Annotated in this window: 18 protein-coding genes; 11 read left to right on the forward strand and 7 right to left on the reverse strand. The window is 74.6% G+C overall.

Translation table 11 applies throughout. The features are described from left to right. The first annotated feature begins 162 nt into the window (after positions 1-162). Positions 163-1,995, forward strand: a complete 1,833-nt coding sequence (locus tag KDL28_RS17870) for a hypothetical protein (protein WP_252440036.1) — start codon at positions 163-165, stop codon at positions 1,993-1,995. Between the two features lie 13 nt (positions 1,996-2,008). Here KDL28_RS17870 and KDL28_RS42410 read toward each other — a convergent pair whose 3' ends face one another. Further along, positions 2,009-2,308, reverse strand: coding sequence for a DUF3024 domain-containing protein (locus tag KDL28_RS42410; RefSeq protein ID WP_443698375.1), 300 nt, complete (start codon positions 2,306-2,308; stop codon positions 2,009-2,011). 38 nt (positions 2,309-2,346) lie between these two features. On the opposite strand from KDL28_RS42410, the gene KDL28_RS17880 reads away from it, so the two are divergent. Beyond that, complete coding sequence (locus KDL28_RS17880; protein ID WP_252440040.1) at positions 2,347-2,934, forward strand: peroxidase-related enzyme; 588 nt, start codon at positions 2,347-2,349, stop codon at positions 2,932-2,934. A 19-nt stretch (positions 2,935-2,953) separates the two neighbouring features. On the opposite strand, the gene KDL28_RS17885 is transcribed toward KDL28_RS17880, so the two are convergent. Further along, a complete protein-coding gene (locus KDL28_RS17885; protein WP_252440042.1) occupies positions 2,954-3,448 on the reverse strand; it encodes a hypothetical protein in 495 nt (164 codons plus the stop codon). A 151-nt stretch (positions 3,449-3,599) separates the two neighbouring features. Between KDL28_RS17885 and KDL28_RS17890 the strand changes: the two genes are divergently transcribed. Further along, a complete protein-coding gene (locus KDL28_RS17890) occupies positions 3,600-4,682 on the forward strand; it encodes a glycosyltransferase (protein ID WP_252440044.1) in 1,083 nt (360 codons plus the stop codon). A 12-nt stretch (positions 4,683-4,694) separates the two neighbouring features. Here the strand turns inward: KDL28_RS17890 and KDL28_RS17895 are convergent, their stop codons facing one another. The 3 genes from KDL28_RS17895 to KDL28_RS17905 are packed head-to-tail and all read right to left on the reverse strand — an operon-like array spanning position 4,695 to position 7,059. Next, on the reverse strand, positions 4,695-5,465 hold the full coding sequence (locus KDL28_RS17895) for an amino acid ABC transporter ATP-binding protein (RefSeq protein ID WP_308216020.1): 771 nt from the start codon (positions 5,463-5,465) through the stop codon (positions 4,695-4,697). Then, positions 5,462-6,268, reverse strand: a complete 807-nt coding sequence (locus KDL28_RS17900; protein WP_252440046.1) for an amino acid ABC transporter permease — start codon at positions 6,266-6,268, stop codon at positions 5,462-5,464. The genes KDL28_RS17895 and KDL28_RS17900 overlap by 4 nt, the downstream gene beginning before the upstream one ends. Positions 6,269-6,288: 20 nt before the next feature. Beyond that, positions 6,289-7,059, reverse strand: a complete 771-nt coding sequence (locus tag KDL28_RS17905) for a transporter substrate-binding domain-containing protein (protein WP_252440048.1) — start codon at positions 7,057-7,059, stop codon at positions 6,289-6,291. Between the two features lie 258 nt (positions 7,060-7,317). Between KDL28_RS17905 and KDL28_RS41545 the strand changes: the two genes are divergently transcribed. The 5 genes from KDL28_RS41545 (at position 7,318) to KDL28_RS17930 (ending at position 12,176) form a co-directional block, all read left to right on the forward strand. After that, positions 7,318-7,695, forward strand: coding sequence for an antitoxin (locus KDL28_RS41545; protein WP_308216021.1), 378 nt, complete (start codon positions 7,318-7,320; stop codon positions 7,693-7,695). Between the two features lie 274 nt (positions 7,696-7,969). Beyond that, a complete protein-coding gene (pdhA, locus tag KDL28_RS17915; protein WP_252440127.1) occupies positions 7,970-9,142 on the forward strand; it encodes a pyruvate dehydrogenase (acetyl-transferring) E1 component subunit alpha in 1,173 nt (390 codons plus the stop codon). Next, positions 9,139-10,119, forward strand: a complete 981-nt coding sequence (locus KDL28_RS17920) for an alpha-ketoacid dehydrogenase subunit beta (protein ID WP_308216022.1) — start codon at positions 9,139-9,141, stop codon at positions 10,117-10,119. The genes pdhA and KDL28_RS17920 overlap by 4 nt, the downstream gene beginning before the upstream one ends. A 23-nt stretch (positions 10,120-10,142) precedes the next feature. Next, a complete protein-coding gene (locus KDL28_RS17925) occupies positions 10,143-11,495 on the forward strand; it encodes a dihydrolipoamide acetyltransferase family protein (RefSeq protein ID WP_256502017.1) in 1,353 nt (450 codons plus the stop codon). Between the two features lie 183 nt (positions 11,496-11,678). Then, positions 11,679-12,176 carry an FxsA family protein gene (locus tag KDL28_RS17930; RefSeq protein ID WP_252440050.1) on the forward strand — a complete coding sequence of 166 codons (498 nt, stop codon included), beginning with the start codon at positions 11,679-11,681 and terminating at the stop codon, positions 12,174-12,176. A gap of 6 nt (positions 12,177-12,182) precedes the next feature. On the opposite strand, the gene KDL28_RS17935 is transcribed toward KDL28_RS17930, so the two are convergent. Both KDL28_RS17935 and KDL28_RS17940 read right to left on the reverse strand, forming a co-directional pair. Next, positions 12,183-12,710: an Rv1733c family protein gene (locus KDL28_RS17935; protein WP_252440052.1), complete on the reverse strand. Its 528-nt coding sequence runs from the start codon at positions 12,708-12,710 to the stop codon at positions 12,183-12,185. A 96-nt stretch (positions 12,711-12,806) separates the two neighbouring features. Then, on the reverse strand, positions 12,807-13,436 hold the full coding sequence (locus tag KDL28_RS17940) for an SIMPL domain-containing protein (protein ID WP_252440054.1): 630 nt from the start codon (positions 13,434-13,436) through the stop codon (positions 12,807-12,809). 131 nt (positions 13,437-13,567) lie between these two features. Here KDL28_RS17940 and KDL28_RS17945 point away from each other — a divergent pair, with 131 nt between their 5' ends. From KDL28_RS17945 to KDL28_RS17955, 3 genes are all read left to right on the forward strand, one after another. Then, positions 13,568-14,398 carry a DUF1206 domain-containing protein gene (locus tag KDL28_RS17945; protein WP_252440055.1) on the forward strand — a complete coding sequence of 277 codons (831 nt, stop codon included), beginning with the start codon at positions 13,568-13,570 and terminating at the stop codon, positions 14,396-14,398. Between the two features lie 125 nt (positions 14,399-14,523). After that, complete coding sequence (locus KDL28_RS17950) at positions 14,524-15,714, forward strand: DUF8462 domain-containing protein (protein ID WP_252440057.1); 1,191 nt, start codon at positions 14,524-14,526, stop codon at positions 15,712-15,714. A gap of 243 nt (positions 15,715-15,957) precedes the next feature. Continuing rightward, positions 15,958-16,275: a GroES family chaperonin gene (locus tag KDL28_RS17955; protein ID WP_252440059.1), complete on the forward strand. Its 318-nt coding sequence runs from the start codon at positions 15,958-15,960 to the stop codon at positions 16,273-16,275. Positions 16,276-16,353 lie beyond the last annotated feature (78 nt).

Raw genomic sequence — 16,353 nt, forward strand, 5'->3', positions numbered from 1 at the left:
AAGCGGCCCGACCGCTGGGGCCGACCGGACGTCGCGTGCCGCGGGCGTCCGACCGCAGCGCGATTGCCGACCACCCTCCCGGGAGGCAACATTCCGTAGATCACCCCGATACCAAGGGTGACCGACGACGGTCCGACGAGGGATTCCCGGGAGGGTGGACGCGTGCCGGAGACCGCAGCGACGGACCCCACCGCGAGCGACCGCGCCGAGCTGGCGGCCTTCGTCGACCGGCTCGCCGCGGCCGGTTCCGACCGGAACACCGCGCTGGCCCACGCGGAGGTCCGCCGGGTCATCGCGGCCGGGGCGCCGCCGCCCGGGTTGCGAAGGCTGGCCGAGGCACTGGCCGCCTCGGTGACCGAGCTGCCGCCCCCGCGCCGCCCGTCGGACGAACCCGTCCCGCTGGTCGAGGCCATGCGGGCCACCCCGCTCGCCGTCCTCGACCGCGACGACCCGGCCTCGGTCGCCGCGGCGGTGGCCGCGCTCGTGGCCGACGGGCACCGGGTCGTGGTCACCGCCACCGACGCCGCGGCGCTCAGCGCCGTGCGCGACGCGCTGCCCCCCGACGCCGCCCGGCGCTCGCTCGACCGCATCCCGGCCCTTGCCCCCGCCGAGCTGCGCGAGCTGCGCAGGCTGCTGGCCGGCGCCACCCCGGCCCGGCGCGCCCGCGCCGACCAGGAGCTGCCCCCGCCGGAGGCGGTGCCCCCGCCGGAGGCGGTCGCCGAGCTGTGCGCGCTGGTCACCCGGGTGTCCACGGCCCCGCCCGCGGAGGGCACCGAGAGGCTCCCCGCGCTGCTCGACGACCTCGACCCCACCCGGCGGGCCGCGGTCGTCGCGCTGGCCGCCGCGGTGACCGGGGCGGTGGCCGCGCTGCCCCCGCGCGACCGGCACCCGTGGGCGTGGCGGCTGCTGCCCGATCTCGTGCACAACACCCACGGCGCGGTCGACGACCTGCTGACCGACGCCGCCGCCGCCGTCCGCGAGCTCGAGGCGGCCCGCCCCGGCCCTCCGGTCACCGTCACGGGCCGGCTGCCCGAGGACGCCGCCGACCTGCTGCGCCGGTTCCTGGGCTACCTCGACGGCGGGGGCCGCGCCCGGGCCTACTTCCGCCCGGCCGCCCAGCGCGAGGTCGACCCGCTGCTGGCCCGCCTCGACGTCGGCGGCCGGCGCCCCGAGTCCGCCGCCGACGTCCGCCGGGTGCTCGCGCACCTGGGCACCGCGGCCCGGCTGCGCCGGGTCGACGAGCTCTGCACCGGGCTGGGCATCGCCCCGCCGCGGACCGAGGCCGAGCTCGTCGAGCTGGCCGGGGAGCTGGAAGCGGTGGTCGGGGCCGCCCGGGCGGTCTGCGCGCTGCGCCACGACCTGCTGTTCCTGGCCCCGCAGTCGCCGATGGCGGTGCCCGACCTCGACTCCGCCCTGCGCACCGCGGCCGCCATCCTGGCGGTGCAGGAGCGCGGGGCCGTGCTGCAGACCTGCGGGCGCCTCGACCGGATGGCCGACGACCTCGCCGGCCGCACCCCCGTCCGGGCGATCACCCCCGAGCACGTGCGCGCCGTCGCCGCGCTGCGCGAGCGCGACGCCGCCGGGTACGCCGACGCCGTCGCCGCGTTCGGGGCCGCCCGCCGCGAGATCCGCGACGAGACCCGCTGCCGGGCCCTGCTGGCCACCCTGGCCGGTGCCGCCCCGCGCCTGGCCGAGGCGTGGGCCGGCCCGGACGACGACCCGGACGCGACCCCCGGGCCGTTCGGGCTGGTCGCGTTCATCGCCACCGAGCGGCTGCTGGCCGCGCTCCCCCCGCCCGACAGCGCCGACGTCGTCGTCGTGCACCGGGCCGGCGGGCTGGGCATGGAGCGCCTGCTGCTGGCCGCCGTGGCGCCGCGCCTGGTCGCCACCGGCGCCCCCACCGGACCCGTCGAACCCGCCGCCGACCTGCTCGGCGTCCTGCGCCGCGCCGCGGCCCCGGTGGTCGACGGGGCCGCCGACCGGGTCCGCGCCTGAACCCGCCGCCCGCTCAGTCGCGGGCGCCGTCGAGCAGGGCCAGCGGGTCGGTCCCGGACGCCACTCCCTGCCAGCCGTCGTCGCCGACGGGCCGGTAGAGCGTCCACGCCCCGTTCTCCGACCGCAGCATCGCCATCGGGGTGGACGACCAGGCCGTGTTCAGCTCGGGGTAGGTGGGCGCGCGGCGGTCGAGGATGGTCACCTCGTCGCCTGAGATCGTGTACCCGATCTGGCGTTGTCGGCGCTCCTCGTCCGGGATGCGCGCAGTGCACCACTGTGACAGCCGGTGACGGATCTCCTCGGGAACGACCACGACAGCATGGTCCCCGTTCGCGGGGCTAACGTCGACTCATGAGCGCTGCACAGCTGCCGATCAGCCGGTTCGGACACGTCGAGCTGGAGGACATGCCCGATGACCTGCGCGTGCGGATCCAGGCCGTGGCCGACAAGTCCGGCTTCGTCCCCAACGTCTTCCGGGCGCTCGCCCGCCGTCCCGCCGAGCTGCGGGCCTTCCTGGACTACCACGACGCGCTCATGGAGAAGTCCGACGGGCTCACCAAGGCCGAGCGCGAGCTCATCGTGGTGGCCACCTCCGGCGCCAACCACTGCACCTACTGCGTCGTCGCGCACGGGGCCATCCTGCGGGTGCGGGCCAAGGACCCGGAGATCGCCGATCGCGTCGCCACCAACCCGTACGGCGTCGAGCTCGACCGCCGGCAGCGGGCCATCGTCGACCTGGCCCTGCTGATCGCCACCGAGTCCTCGGCGCTGACCGAGGCCGAGCTCGACGACGCCCGCGCCGCGGGGCTCACCGACGACGAGATCTGGGACATCGGCGCGATCACCGCCCTGTTCGCCATGTCGAACCGGCTCGCCCACCTGACCGCCCTGCGCCCCAACCCGGAGTTCTTCCTGATGGGCCGCATCCCCCGCGACTGACCCGCTCGACGGGGGACGGTCACTCGCAGGCGAGGCCGTCGGCGTCGCGGTCCAGGTCGTAGACGTCCGAGCCGGTGACCCGGACCGGGCCGGCCACGTAGGACGGGCCGTTGCCCGAGCCGCCCTCGCAGTCGACGTCCTTCGGGTCGTCGGGGACGCACGGGTCGTAGTTGTCGTTGCAGCCGCTCGCGGCCTTGGCCGGCTCCGGCGCGGGCTCCGGCTCGGGTCGGGGCGCGGGCTCCGGGGCGGCCGGCTGCACGGCGCGGACCGGCTCGGCGCGCGGCGCGGTCGTCGTGGCGCGGGCCGGGCTCGTCGTCGTCCGGGGGGCGGCGGGGGTCGTCGTCGGCGGGGCGGCGGTGGTCGTCGTGGGCGGCGCGACGGTGGTGGGCGCGGTGGTCGTCGTGAGGCCGGAGGTCGCCGAGAGGGACGTGGTGCGGGGCTCGTCCGGCGCCCCGCAGCCGCCCACGGCGATCAGCGAAGCGGCGAGCAGGGCGAGCGCGGGGAGTCGGGGCACGTCCGTCGATCGGCGGGTACGGGCCCTTCGTTGCGGCGACGCGGCGGATCTCCCCAATCCTGGGTAGACCCGGTCGCGCAGCGTGGCCGCCGGCGGCTCCGCGGAACCTGCGCGTAATCCTCGCGTCACGCGGCCCGGTCACCATCTGGGCATGTCCACCGTGTTCGGCCGCCGCGCGGCAGTCGTCTCCTACCGGCTCGGCATGGCGGACGGGGTGTCGGTCACCGCCGCGCAGTGGGTGCGGGCCCTGCGCAGGCTGGGCATGCGGGTGCGCACCGTGGCCGGCGACGGGCGCCCCGACCTGCTGGTGCGTACCCTGGCCCTGGAGAGCCCCCGGCCGCCGCGGCGCGGCGACCTCGCCGCCGTCCTCGATGGCGTCGACCTCGTCATCGTCGACAACCTCTGCTCACTGCCGATGAACCAGGCGGTCGGCGAGGCCGTCGCCGACTACCTGCGCGGCCGACCCGCGCTGCTGCGCCACCACGACCTGCCCTGGGAGCGCCCGCAGTACGCCGAGCTGACCACCTGGCCGCCCGACGACCCGGCGTGGCGGCACGTGACGATCAACGAGCTGGCCCGGCACGCCCTGCTGGCCCGGCGCGGCATCGCGGCGACCACCGTCCACCACGGCTTCGACGAGCGGCCCTGCCCCGAGCAGCGCGACGCCGTGCGGCGCAGGCTGAAGGTGGGCGAGGGGCCGCTGGTGCTGCAGCCGACGCGGGCGATCGCCCGCAAGGGCATCGACGTCGGGCTGGCGCTCACCGCCGCCGTCGGGGGCACCTACTGGCTGACCGGGCCGGCCGAGGACGGCTACCAGGGCGAGCTGGCCGCGGTGCTGGCCGCGGGGCGGGTGCCGGTGCGCAGGCGGCTGCCCTTCGGCGTGCGGACGGCCGGGGCCTACGCGGCCTGCGACGCGGTGGTGCTGCCGTCGACGTGGGAGGGCTTCGGGCTGCCGCTGATCGAGGCGGCGCTGCACCGCAAGCCGATCGCGGTGGGGGCGTTCCCGGTGGCCAGGGAGCTGGCCGCGTTCGGCTTCCGGTGGTTCGACGCCGACGACCCCGGCCCGCTGCTGGCCTGGCTGGCCGACCCGGACCCGGGTCTGCTCGACCACAACGAGGCGATCGCGCGCACCCACTTCGACATCGACGCGCTGGCCCGCCGCCTGGAGCCACTGCTGTGGGGGGCGCCGATCGCGCCACCGGTGCCGCGGGAGGCGGCGCACCTGACGGCCTGACCCGCCGGCTGGTCAGGCGGTCTTCTGGCCGGGGTGCAGCACCCGGGCCAGGAAGTTGCGCGTGCGCTCCTGCTGCGGGTCGGTGATGACCGCCTCCGGCCGGCCCTGCTCGACGATCACCCCGCCGTCGATGAACAGCACCCGATCGGCCACCTCGCGGGCGAACTGGATCTCGTGGGTGACCACCAGCATCGTCATGCCCTCCTCGGCGAGCGAGCGCATGACGTCGAGGACGTCGCCGACGAGCTCGGGGTCGAGCGCCGAGGTCGGCTCGTCGAACAGCATCACCGTGGGCTCCATCGTCAGCGCCCTGGCGATGGCCACCCGCTGCTGCTGGCCACCCGAGAGCTGGCCGGGGAAGGAGCTCTCCTTCTCCGACAGGCCCACCCGGGCCAGGTTCGCCCGCGCGATCTCCTCGGCGTGGGCCCGGTTGCGGCGCAGCACCCGGCGGGGGGCGATGGTGAGGTTGCCCAGCACGTCCAGGTTGGTGAACAGGTTGAACTGCTGGAAGACCATGCCCATGGTGCGGCGGGCGTCGTCGATCTCGCAGTCCGGGTCGGTGATCTCGGTCCCGTCGACCGTCACGGTGCCGCCGCTGGGCACCTCCAGCAGGTTGACGCAGCGCAGCAGCGTCGACTTGCCCGAGCCGGACGGCCCGATGATGCAGACCACTTCGCCGCGCACCACGTCCAGGTCGATGCCGCGCAGCACCTCGTTGCTGCCGAACGACTTGTGCAGGTCGCGGATCGAGATGACGACGTCGTCGGCCACCGGCTCGCTCACACCTCCGCCCCCTTCGGCATCCCGGCGCTGCCGTACTTCCGCTCCAGGCGCCGGGCCAGGTACGACAGCGGGATCGTGATGATCAGGTAGCACAGCCCGACGACCAGGATGGGGGTCAGGCTGCGGGCCTGGTTGAGCGCCGCGCGGCCGAACTGGGCCAGCTCCTGCTGCTCGAGCGTGGTGCCCAGCAGGAACGCCAGCGAGGAGTCCTTGGTCAGCAGGATCAGCTCGTTGGTCAGCGGGGGCAGCACGATCCGGAAGGCCTGCGGGATCACGATGAAGATCATCGTGCGGGTGGGGGACATGCCCAGCGAGCGGGCCGCCTCGACCTGCCCGCGCGGAACCGACTGGATGCCCGCGCGGATCGTCTCGGCGATGTAGGCCGAGCCGACGATCCCCAGCGCCAGGGTGATGGAGACGAGCCGGTCGAGGATGGTCCCGAACGCCAGCGGCACGCCGAACCCGATCGCGATGAACACCAGCAGCGCCGGCAGCCCGCGGAAGAACTCGATGTAGGCGCCGGCGGCCAGCCGGTACACCCGGACCGATGACAGCCGCATCAGGGCCAGCACCAGCCCGAGCGCCAGCGCCACGACGAACCCGAGCGCGGTGAACAGGAGCGTGTTGCGCAACGCGATCAGGATGACGTCGGGGAACAGGCTCGCGGCCACCCCCACGTCGAAGAAGGCGCGGGCGATGGTGGGCCAGTCCGCGGTCAGGGCGAGCAGCAGCGCGACCGCGACGGCGATCGCGTACTGCGCGCCCCGACCCAGGCGGGTCCGCTGACGACGGGTGAGTGCCATGCGAGGAGGTCCCTACGGGGTCAGGCCCCGGGGGCCTTGCCGAACCACTTCTCGTAGATCCGGTCGTAGGTGCCGTCGGAGCGGGCCGCGGTGAGGGCCTCGTTGACGGCCTGCAGCATCGCCGTGTTGCCCTTGCGCACGCCGATGCCGTACTGCTCGTCGGTGTCGAACTCAGCGGTCACGGCCATCTCGGGGTTCTTCTTGGCGAAGTCGAGCAGCGGGCCGTTGTCGTTGATCGCCGCGTCGACCTGGCTGGTCTGGGCCGCGGTGGTGAGCAGCCCGAGGTCCTCGTACACGACCAGCTCGGAGTTGGGCAGGTTGGACTGCGCCCACTCCTGGCCGGTGGTGGAGTTCTGCACCCCGACCCGCTTGCCGGCCAGCTGCTCGGCGCTGGTGATGCCGGCGTCGGCCCTGACCAGCAGCGCCTGGGTGGCGTCGAAGTACGGCTCGGAGAAGTCGAAGTTCTGCTGGCGGACCTCGTTGATGGTCATCGCGGCGGCGGCGACGTCGCACTTGCCGATGTTGAGGTCCTCACCGGACTGGATACCCTCGAAGGGCGTGTCGATGATCTCCTGGGTGACGCCCAGCTTGGTCGCGACGAGGTCGACTATCTCGACGTCGAAGCCGACGATGGTGCCGCCCTCGTTGAACTGGAAGGGTTCGTAGGGCAGGTGCGTGCAGGTGGTCAGCTTCCCCTCGGCGACCAGCTGGACACCGCCCTCGGCGGCCGGGGCCTGACCGCTGTCGGGGCTGTTTCCGCAGCCGGCCAGTACGGCCGCGGTGGCGGCCATGGCGACGGCGCTCGTGAGTGTGCGAGATCGGGGGGGCACGCGGACCTCCGGGTCGGCGACGGTCGGTATGCGGGGATGCTGCCACGTGGCCTCCCCGACGGCGCCCCGACTGGGGTCACCGTTGAGTGACATCACACAGCGTGATGTGAAGAGGATATTTCGGGAGCCGCGTCAGGTGACGCGGCGGGCGATCCCGGGTACAGAGGGAACAAGAGCGGCGCACGACCCGCGACGCCGCGATCACCGAGGGAGACCCAGATGCCCCTGATGCGCAAGCTCGCCACGCTCGCCGCGGCCGCCGAGGCCGGCCGCCGCTACGCGAGGAAGAACCCGGACAAGGCGGGCAAGTACCTGGACCAGGCCGCGGCCTTCGTCGACAAGCAGACCAAGGGCAAGTACACCGCCCAGATCAGCGGTGCGGCCCAGAAGGTGAAGAGCGTGGCCGGCGTGCCCGGCTCGGGTGGCGGGCACTCCGCCGCGAACGGCTACCCGCAGGGCGCGGCGGGCTACAGCGCCCCGCAGCCGTCCTCGGCCACCGTCCCGTCGCCGGACGCCCCGACCACGCGCACGTCCGCCTCGGCGCCCAACCCCGGGCCCACCTCGGCGCCGAAGCCGGGCCCCGGCCCGTCCCACTAGGGCCGGACCCGCCAGCACTGACCGCGGCGGGCGGCGCCCCCACGATAGGTGGCGCGGCCTCCCCCGCCGCGTGCCCGGAGCGCGCGCTGCGGTGCCGACGGGCACCGCCTCGTGCCAGGATGGCGCCGAGCGCCGGGTCGTGGCCGCCCCCACCCGGGACGGTGCGCGGAGCGGCGTCCGGCGCGGCCCGTACCGCCACGAACCGGTCACGGGTCGGAGAGCACGAGGAGGAAGCGTGTCCGTCCCACCCGACCGGACCCCACCCACCGTCGAGATCGCCGGGGCCCCACCGGTCCCGGCCCCGACCCGCGAGCAGGTGCTGGCCGGCCTGCGGGCCACCGACTCCGGCGACGACTTCGTCCAGCTGATGACCCCGGAGGGGCAGCGGGTCGCGAACCCCGAGTTCGACCGCTACGTCACCGACGTCGACGCGGACGCCCTGAAGGCGCTGCACCGCGACATGGCACTGGTCCGCCGCTTCGACCGGGAGGCCAACGCCCTGCAGCGCCAGGGCCAGCTCGGGATCTGGGTGCCACTGCTGGGCCAGGAGGCCGCGCAGATCGGCGCGGGCCGCGCGATGCAGCCGCAGGACATGGCCTTCCCGTCCTACCGCGAGCACGGCATCGCCTGGACCCGCGGCGTCGACCCGACCGAGCTGCTGGGGATCTTCCGCGGCACCGACCACGGCGCGTGGGACCCGCGCGAGCACGGGTTCCACCTCTACACGATCGTCATCGGCAACCAGGTGCTCAACGCCACCGGCTACGCCATGGGCCAGCGGTTCGAGGGCCGGGTCGGCGGCGAGGACCCGGCCGGCAACGAGGCCACCATCTGCTTCTTCGGCGACGGCGCCACCAGCCAGGGCGACGTGCACGAGGGCTTCGTCTGGGCCGCGGTGTACGACGCCCCGGTCGTCTTCTACTGCCAGAACAACCAGTGGGCCATCTCCGAGCCCACCGAGCGGCAGAGCCGCGTCCCGCTGTACCGGCGGGCCGCGGGCTACGGCTTCCCCGGCATCCGGGTCGACGGCAACGACGTGCTGGCCTGTCTGGCCGTCACGCGCTGGGCGCTGGAGGAGTGCCGCTCGGGCAACGGTCCGGTGCTGGTGGAGGCGTTCACCTACCGGATGGACGCGCACACGACCTCCGACGACCCCACCCGCTACCGGCTGGCCGACGAGCTGGAGCTGTGGAAGCTGAAGGACCCGATCGAACGGGTCCGGGTCAACCTGGTCCGCGAGCACGGCGTCGGCCAGGACCACTTCGACGCGGTGCAGGCCGAGTCCGACGAGCTGGCCGCGCGGTTCCGCAGGTTCTGCGTCGAGCTGCCCCAGCCCGCACCCGACCGGATGTTCTCCCAGGTCTACGCGGAGGGCTCGGCGCAGGTCGACGCCCAGCGGGAGGCCTTCCTGGCGTACCACGCGTCCTTCGAGGAGGCCGGCCGGTGACGAAGCTGACGCTGTCCAAGGCCCTCAACGAGGGCCTGCGCGCGGCCATGGAGCGCGACCCGAAGGTCCTGGTCATGGGCGAGGACGTGGGCAAGCTCGGGGGTGTCTTCCGGGTCACCGACGGGCTGCAGAAGGACTTCGGCGAGCAGCGCGTGCTGGACACGCCGCTGGCCGAGTCCGGGATCATCGGCACCGCGGTCGGGCTGGCCATCCGCGGGTTCCGGCCGGTCTGCGAGATCCAGTTCGACGGGTTCGTCTTCCCCGGCTACGACCAGATCGTCTCCCAGCTGGCCAAGCTGCACTTCCGCTCGCAGGGCCGGATCCCGATGCCGGTGGTGGTGCGCATCCCGTTCGGCGGTGGGATCGGCGCGGTCGAGCACCACAGCGAGTCGCCGGAGGCGCTGTTCGCGCACGTCGCCGGGCTCAAGGTGGTGGCCTGCTCGAACCCGGCCGACGCCTACTGGATGCTGCAGCAGGCCATCGCCTGCGACGACCCGGTCATCTTCTTCGAGCCCAAGCGGCGCTACTGGGAGAAGGCCGAGGTCGACACCGACGCCGAGCCCGCGCCGCTGTTCGCCGCCCGCGTCGTGCGGCCGGGCAGCACGCTCACGCTGGCCACCTACGGCCCGATGGTCACCACCTGCCTGGAGGCGGCGGTCGCGGCCGCGGACGACGACCCGGCGCGCGACCTCGAGGTGATCGACCTGCGCACGCTGTCCCCGCTCGACCTCGCCCCGGTGGTCGAGTCGGTGCGCCGGACAGGGCACCTGGTGGTGGTGTCCGAGGCGCCGTCGGAGGTGTCGGTGGCCGCCGAGGTGGCCGCGCGCGTGCAGGAGGAGTGCTTCCACTCGCTGGAGGCGCCGGTGCTGCGGGTGACCGGGTTCGACACCCCGTACCCGCCGGCCAAGTGCGAGGACGACTACCTTCCCGACCTCGACCGGGTGCTCGACGCCGTCGACCGCTCGCTGGCCTGGTGATCGGGGTGCGTCGCGAGTTCGCCATGCCCGACGTCGGCGAGGGCCTGACCGAGGCCGAGATCGTCACCTGGCACGTCGCCCCGGGCGACACCGTCACCGTCAACCAGGTCATCGTGGAGATCGAGACGGCGAAGGCGGCCGTCGAGCTGCCCTGCCCGTACGCGGGCACGATCGGCGAGCTGCTGGCCGAGCCGGGGCAGACGGTCGACGTCGGGGCGCCGATCGTGACCATCGAGACGGCCGAGGCCGCCCCGGAGGCGGCCGGCGCGAAGATCGGGGAGGTCGGGGCGGACGGCCGGGTGGCCAACCTCGTCGGCTACGGGGCGCGCCCGGGTTCGGTGACCCGTCGCAAGCGCCGGCCCGCGGGCGGGGAGCCGCCCGCCGCGCCGCCGCCTCCGGAGCCCGCGCAGCCCGCGGCGCCGGCACCCCGCGCCCAGCCGGACCCGCCCGCCGCGTCCACCGCCGCGACCAACGGGGCCGCCGTCGGCGGCACCGTCCCGCTGGCCAAGCCGCCGGTCCGCAAGCTGGCCCGCGACCTGGGCGTCGACCTGCGCCGGGTCACCCCGACCGGGGCGGACGGCGTGATCACCCGGGAGGACGTGCGGGCGCACGCCGAGTCCGCCGGCGAACCGGCCGCGGAGCCCGCGCCGGCCCCGGTCGCCGCGCCCCGCCCGGGCGGCGGCGAGCGCCGCGAGCCGATCCGCGGGGTCCGCCGGGCCACCGCGGCCGCCATGGTCAGCAGCGCCTTCACCGCGCCGCACGTCACCGAGTTCCTCGCGGTGGACGTCACCGCGACGATGCGGCTGCGCGACCGGCTGCGCCGCAGCCGCGAGTACGCCGACGTGCCGCTCACCCCGCTGGCCTTCGTGGCCAAGGCGGTGTGCCTGGCCGCGCGGCGCACCCCGGCGGTCAACGCGCACTGGGACGAGGCCGCCGGCGAGATCGTCTACTACGACCGGGTCCAGCTGGGGATCGCCGCGGCCACCCCGCGCGGGCTGATGGTGCCGAAGATCCGCGACGCCGACGCGCTCGGCCTGCGCGAGCTGGCGGTGGCGCTGGGCGAGCTCACCGCCACGGCCCGGTCGGGGAAGACGCCCCCGGCCGACCTGGTCGGCGGCACGTTCACCATCACCAACGTCGGCGTCTTCGGCGTCGACACCGGTACCCCGATCCTCAACCCGGGCGAGGCCGCGATCCTGGCCGTCGGCGCGATCAAGCCGGCGCCCTGGGTGGTCGACGGCGAGCTGGCCGTGCGGACGGTGTGCCAGCTGGCGCTGTCGTTCGACCACCGGCTCGTCGACGGCGAGCAGGGCTCGCGGTTCCTGGCCGACGTCGGGGCACTGCTCAGCGACCCCGGCCTGGCCCTCACCTGGTAGCCCCTCACCCCCATCCGCCTCGCATGACGGGAAGGCCACGTCGAGGACCGCAGACGTCCTTGACGTGGCTTTCCCGCCACGGGTGGGGGAGTCGCGTGCGGCCGAGCAGCGGTGTGCGGCGGGTGACACCGAGTCGTGATGCGCGGCGGGGAGCACACGGGCCCGCTCGTTCGTTGTCCGGTCATGCCGTTCGTGCTGCTGTACCTGGTGGTCGAGATCGTGGCGCTGGTCGCGCTGGGGTCGGTGACCGGTCTGGCGTGGACGCTGGCGGTGCTCCTCGCCGGCTCGGTGCTGGGCTTCTGGCTGGCCCGCCGGGAGGGGCTGCGGGCGGCGCAGGCGCTGGGCCGGGCGGTGTCCGAGCGGCGCGTGGCGCACCAGGAGCTCACCGACGGCATGCTGGTCGCCGCGGGCGGCGTGCTGCTGTTCGTGCCCGGACTGGTCACCGACGTCGCCGGCCTGCTGCTGCTGTTCCCGCCCACGCGCTCGCTGGTGCGGGCGCGGATGGTGCGCGCGGCCGAGGCGCGGGCCCCGGAGCTGCGCAGGGCGCGCATGCGGTCGGGCCACACGGTCGTCGACGGCGGCCTCGTCGACGACGGTGCGCCGCGTCCCGCGCCCGACGTCCGGGGCGGCCCGCTGGTCATCGAGGGCTCGATCGTGCCGGAGGAGCGCCGCTCCGCCTGAGCGGCCTCAGACCCGGCGCCTGCTCCAGACCGGCTCCACGCGGGCCCACTCGCGGGTCAGCGCGCGGTTGTCGCGGGCGGCCAGGCGGGCCCGCCAGATCGCGCCGGCCAGCGCGAGCACGCTCCAGCAGATGGCGAGCGTGCCGAGCCCGGCGGCCAGACCGGTCGCGGTCGGGCCGGCCACCGGCGGCGGGGGCGGCACGATCGCGCCGCTGTCGTCCAGCGCGACCGTCACCGAGGCGCCCGCGGGCAGGCCGGCGGGCGCGCGCAGCGTGCCCCAGTGCAGCTCTCCGCGCGGGCCGAGCCAGTGGGCCTCGACGGGCACCAGGTCGCCGGCCACGGCCGCCTCAGCGGGCAGCGCGGGCTCGAGCAGCTCGGCCCGGGCCGTGTCGTGGTGGGGAGCGGGGGCGTCGGCGCGGGAGGCGCCGGCCAGCACGCCCACCGGCACGGCGATGAGGACGGCCAGCACGGCCAGCGCGAGCTGCGCCCGGCGCAGCAGGGCACGGGCGTGATCAGTCGCTCGCAGTAGCGGCACTGGTCTGTTCGGGGGACGTGGTGTCATACCTTCCACGTTCACTCATCCGATGGATGCAGTAATTCGTTACAGCGCGTTCAAGAAAGCAGCGAAAGATCAACTCTCTGTGATCAACGTCCAACGGGTCGTGCACCGCGCGGAGACCCGCACGGGCTCCGGCTCCAGGCCGAGGTCGCGGACGTCGGGACCGCCCCCGGCGCCGCCGGACTCGGCCATGTCCATCGCCCGGTAGGCCACCGGGCCGTGCTCGGCGGCCTCGGACAGCAGCAGCAGTGCCCCGATCCGACCGCCCAGCGCCTCGGCGTAGCCCTCGGCCCGGTGCCGCGCGTCCTCGACGGCGCGCCGCTGCGCCTCGCGCAGCGCCGAGGCCCGGTCGTCCAGCAGCCACCGCGGGCCGTTCAGCCCGGAGGGCTCGGTGCCGATCAGCGCGGAGAGCACCTCCTCCAGCGCTGCCACGTCGGTGAGCCGCAGGGAGATCTCCTGGCCTGCCCGGCAGCCGACGACCCGCCTGCCCCGCCACTCGTTGTGCACCCACAGCCTGCGGTGGCGCACCTGCACGGCCCGGTGCCCGAGGTGCGGCTCGGCCGCGGCCACCTGCCTGCCCAGCTCGCGCACCGCGTCGGCGCGGGTGCGGGCCGATGCCGTGTAGGTGAGGTCGACGTCGGCCCGGTCGGCGGTCTGCTCGTGCCAGCCCGAGCCCTCGGTCACGATCTCCGGTCCGCCCATGCCGCCAGGAAACCAGATGCGGGGGTCCGCACCCGGCAGATCCGCGTCGATCGACTCGTATCCTGGTTTCTCGCATTTGAGCAAGAAAGTCATAGAGAATGCGATGACCGGTGTCGGGGTACTGCGCTGGGGTGACTCCCCTGGTCAGCCTGCGCCGCCTCGTCCGAGAGGGGCGCTCCGACGCCCCCGGGCAGGTCGTCGACACCCTCGGCCGGATCGGCCTGGTCGGCTACGGCGTGGTGCACGTGCTGGTCGCCTGGCTCGCGCTGGCCGTCGCGTTCGGCATCCCGGACGCCCCGCCCGACCCGCAGGGCGCCGTCGCCACCATCGCCGACACGCCCGGCGGCACCCTGGCGCTCGCCCTGCTGGCCGTCGGCCTGATCGCCTTCGCGCTGTGGCAGGTCACCGCGGCGGCCATCGGCTTCCGCTGGGTGCGCGGGGGCGAGCGCCTCCGCAAGCGCAGCGGCGCGGTGGCCAAGTCGATCGCCACCGGCGGGCTCGCGGTGCTCATCGTCGACTCGCTGGTCGACCACGGCCCGGCCCGCCAGACCACCGCCCAGTCGCTGGCGGCCGGCCTGCTCGCGCTGCCCGCCGGGCGGCTGCTGCTCGGTACGGTCGCCGTGGTGATCCTGGTGCTGGCCGGGATGATGACCTACACCGGCGTGCGCCGGACGTTCATGGGCGACCTGGACGTGCGCCGCCTCGGCCGGACCGCGCGCCGCGCCATCGAGTGGCTGGGGGTGCTCGGGCACCTGTCCCGGGCGCTGGCCCTTGCGGTGATCGGCCTGCTGGCCGGCGGGGCGGCGCTGTGGGCCGACCCGGACCGGGCCGGCGGGCTCGACGCGGCGCTGTACGCCCTGGGCGCGACGTGGCTCGGGGCGTGGCTGCTGATCGTGGTGGCCGTGGGGTTCGGCGCGTTCGGGCTGTTCTGCGTGGCCGACGCGGCCACCCGGCGCGCGTGATCGGTCTCTATCTCGCTTTCTAGTAAAGATCCGATAGTGATCGATAAGGACCGATCGACGACACGCCATCGCGCTCGATAGCCGGTTATACGGTCGGGGCAAGATTCGCCGATACCGTCCGATGCGTGGATCCGGTACGCAACCCGTTCGCGCCCGGGGCGGGCCAGCGCCCGCCCGAGCTGGCCGGCCGCGACCGCGAGCTCGACGCCTTCGAGATCGTGCTCGAACGGGTCGCCCGCGGGCGCCCCGAGCGCAGCCTGGTGCTCACCGGCCTGCGGGGCGTCGGCAAGACCGTGCTGCTCGGCGAGCTGCGGTCGATGAGCGTGCGGGCGGGCTGGGGCGCGGGCAAGATCGAGGCCCGCCCCGACGCCGACCTGCGCCGCCCGCTGTCGGCGGCGCTGCACCGGGCCATCCGCGACCTCGCCGTGCGCCACCCCGACGCCGACCGCGTCGACGAGGTGCTCGGCGTGCTCAAGGCCTTCGCCCTGCGCTCCGCCCCGGACGGGGCCAAGCTGCGCGACCGCTGGCAGCCCGGGATCGACGTGGCCGTGCGCAGCGGCCGGGCCGACTCCGGCGACATCGAGATCGACCTGGTCGAGCTGTTCACCGAGGTCGCGAGCCTCGCCGCCGACGTGGAGGCCGGCGTGGCCATCCTCATCGACGAGATGCAGGACCTGCGCGCCGACGACATCTCCGCGCTGTGCGCGGCCTGCCACGAGCTGTCCCAGTCGCGCGCGCCGCTGGTGGTCGTCGGGGCCGGGCTGCCGCACCTGCCCGCGGTCCTCTCGGCGTCCAAGTCCTACTCCGAGCGGCTGTTCAGGTACGTGCGCATCGGCCAGCTCGACCGCGCGGACGCCGACTTCGCCCTGCTCGCCCCGGCCGAGCGGGAGGAGGCCTCGTTCGACTCCGACGCGCTGGACCTGCTCTACGAGGCCTCCGGCGGCTACCCGTACTTCGTGCAGGCCTACGGGAAGGCGGCCTGGGACGCCGCGCCGCGCAGCCCCATCGGACCGGCCGACGTCAAGATGGCCGCCCCGGAGGCCGAGGCGGAGCTGGCCGTCGGCTTCTTCGGCTCGCGCTTCGAGCGGGCCACCCCGGCCGAGCGCGAGTACCTGCGGGCCATGGCCGAGCTGACCGAGGGCCGCGACGAGCCGGTGAACACCTCGGGCATCGCCGAGCACCTGCAGCGGCGGGCCTCATCGCTCTCCCCGGCCAGGGACAGCCTGATGAAGAAGGGCCTGGTCTTCTCCGCGCAGCGCGGCCAGATCGCCTTCACGGTGCCGCACTTCGGGCGCTACCTGCTTGCGCAGGGATGAGTCGCATGGTGGGCCGAACGGGTGAATCCGGCGCGGCGGGCCGGAGCACGTAACGGATCCCCGGCTCCACGCGAATCCCAGTACAGCCCCGCGGCGCTGTCGGACCCCCGACCTGACAGCACCGCGGGGCTCTTCGTTTCCACGGTCGGTCCAGCAAGGGCCGCCGAGATGCCCGGCGAACCTCGCTGGACGGGCCACTAGGCCGGTCAGGGCCGGTCCGGAGGAGGTCGTAGCATCACTTCGATGCAGGACCCCAAGCTCGAGATCCAGATGCTGCACGACCGCGTGATGGTCAAGCCGGATGCCACCGGCGAGCGCCGCAGCGGCGCCGGCATCGTGATCCCGGCGACCGCCGAGATCGCGAAGCGTCTGCTCTGGGGCGAGGTGTCCGGCGTCGGGAACTACGTCCGCACGGTGAAGGTCGGCGACCGGGTGCTGTTCGCGCGCGACGACCAGTACGAGGTCGACGTCCGGGGGGAGACCTACCTCGTGCTGCGAGAGCGCGAGCTGCACGCCGTCGCCACCGAGCAGACCGAGCACGGCACGGGTCTCTACCTGTGACGACGTGCGGGTGTGCCGACCGGGCCACGCGGCCCGGCGACGAGCGGTGAGGGGAACTGGACTTCATGCCCGAGCGTC

Origin of the sequence: Pseudonocardia humida (genome assembly GCF_023898865.1) — a bacterium.
Lineage (GTDB): Bacteria > Actinomycetota > Actinomycetes > Mycobacteriales > Pseudonocardiaceae > Pseudonocardia > Pseudonocardia humida.

What these genes read in the sequence shown, in the direction of transcription:
- KDL28_RS17930 (WP_252440050.1), top strand. Translation starts at nt 11,679, where the DNA reads ATGCCGTTCGTGCTGCTGTACCTGGTGGTCGAGATCGTGGCGCTGGTC.
- KDL28_RS17940 (WP_252440054.1), bottom strand. Translation starts at nt 13,436, where the DNA reads ATGGGCGGACCGGAGATCGTGACCGAGGGCTCGGGCTGGCACGAGCAG.
- KDL28_RS17880 (WP_252440040.1), top strand. Translation starts at nt 2,347, where the DNA reads ATGAGCGCTGCACAGCTGCCGATCAGCCGGTTCGGACACGTCGAGCTG.
- KDL28_RS41545 (WP_308216021.1), top strand. Translation starts at nt 7,318, where the DNA reads ATGCCCCTGATGCGCAAGCTCGCCACGCTCGCCGCGGCCGCCGAGGCC.
- KDL28_RS17955 (WP_252440059.1), top strand. Translation starts at nt 15,958, where the DNA reads ATGCAGGACCCCAAGCTCGAGATCCAGATGCTGCACGACCGCGTGATG.
- KDL28_RS17890 (WP_252440044.1), top strand. Translation starts at nt 3,600, where the DNA reads ATGTCCACCGTGTTCGGCCGCCGCGCGGCAGTCGTCTCCTACCGGCTC.
- KDL28_RS17900 (WP_252440046.1), bottom strand. Translation starts at nt 6,268, where the DNA reads ATGGCACTCACCCGTCGTCAGCGGACCCGCCTGGGTCGGGGCGCGCAG.
- KDL28_RS17925 (WP_256502017.1), top strand. Translation starts at nt 10,143, where the DNA reads ATGCCCGACGTCGGCGAGGGCCTGACCGAGGCCGAGATCGTCACCTGG.
- KDL28_RS17905 (WP_252440048.1), bottom strand. Translation starts at nt 7,059, where the DNA reads ATGGCCGCCACCGCGGCCGTACTGGCCGGCTGCGGAAACAGCCCCGAC.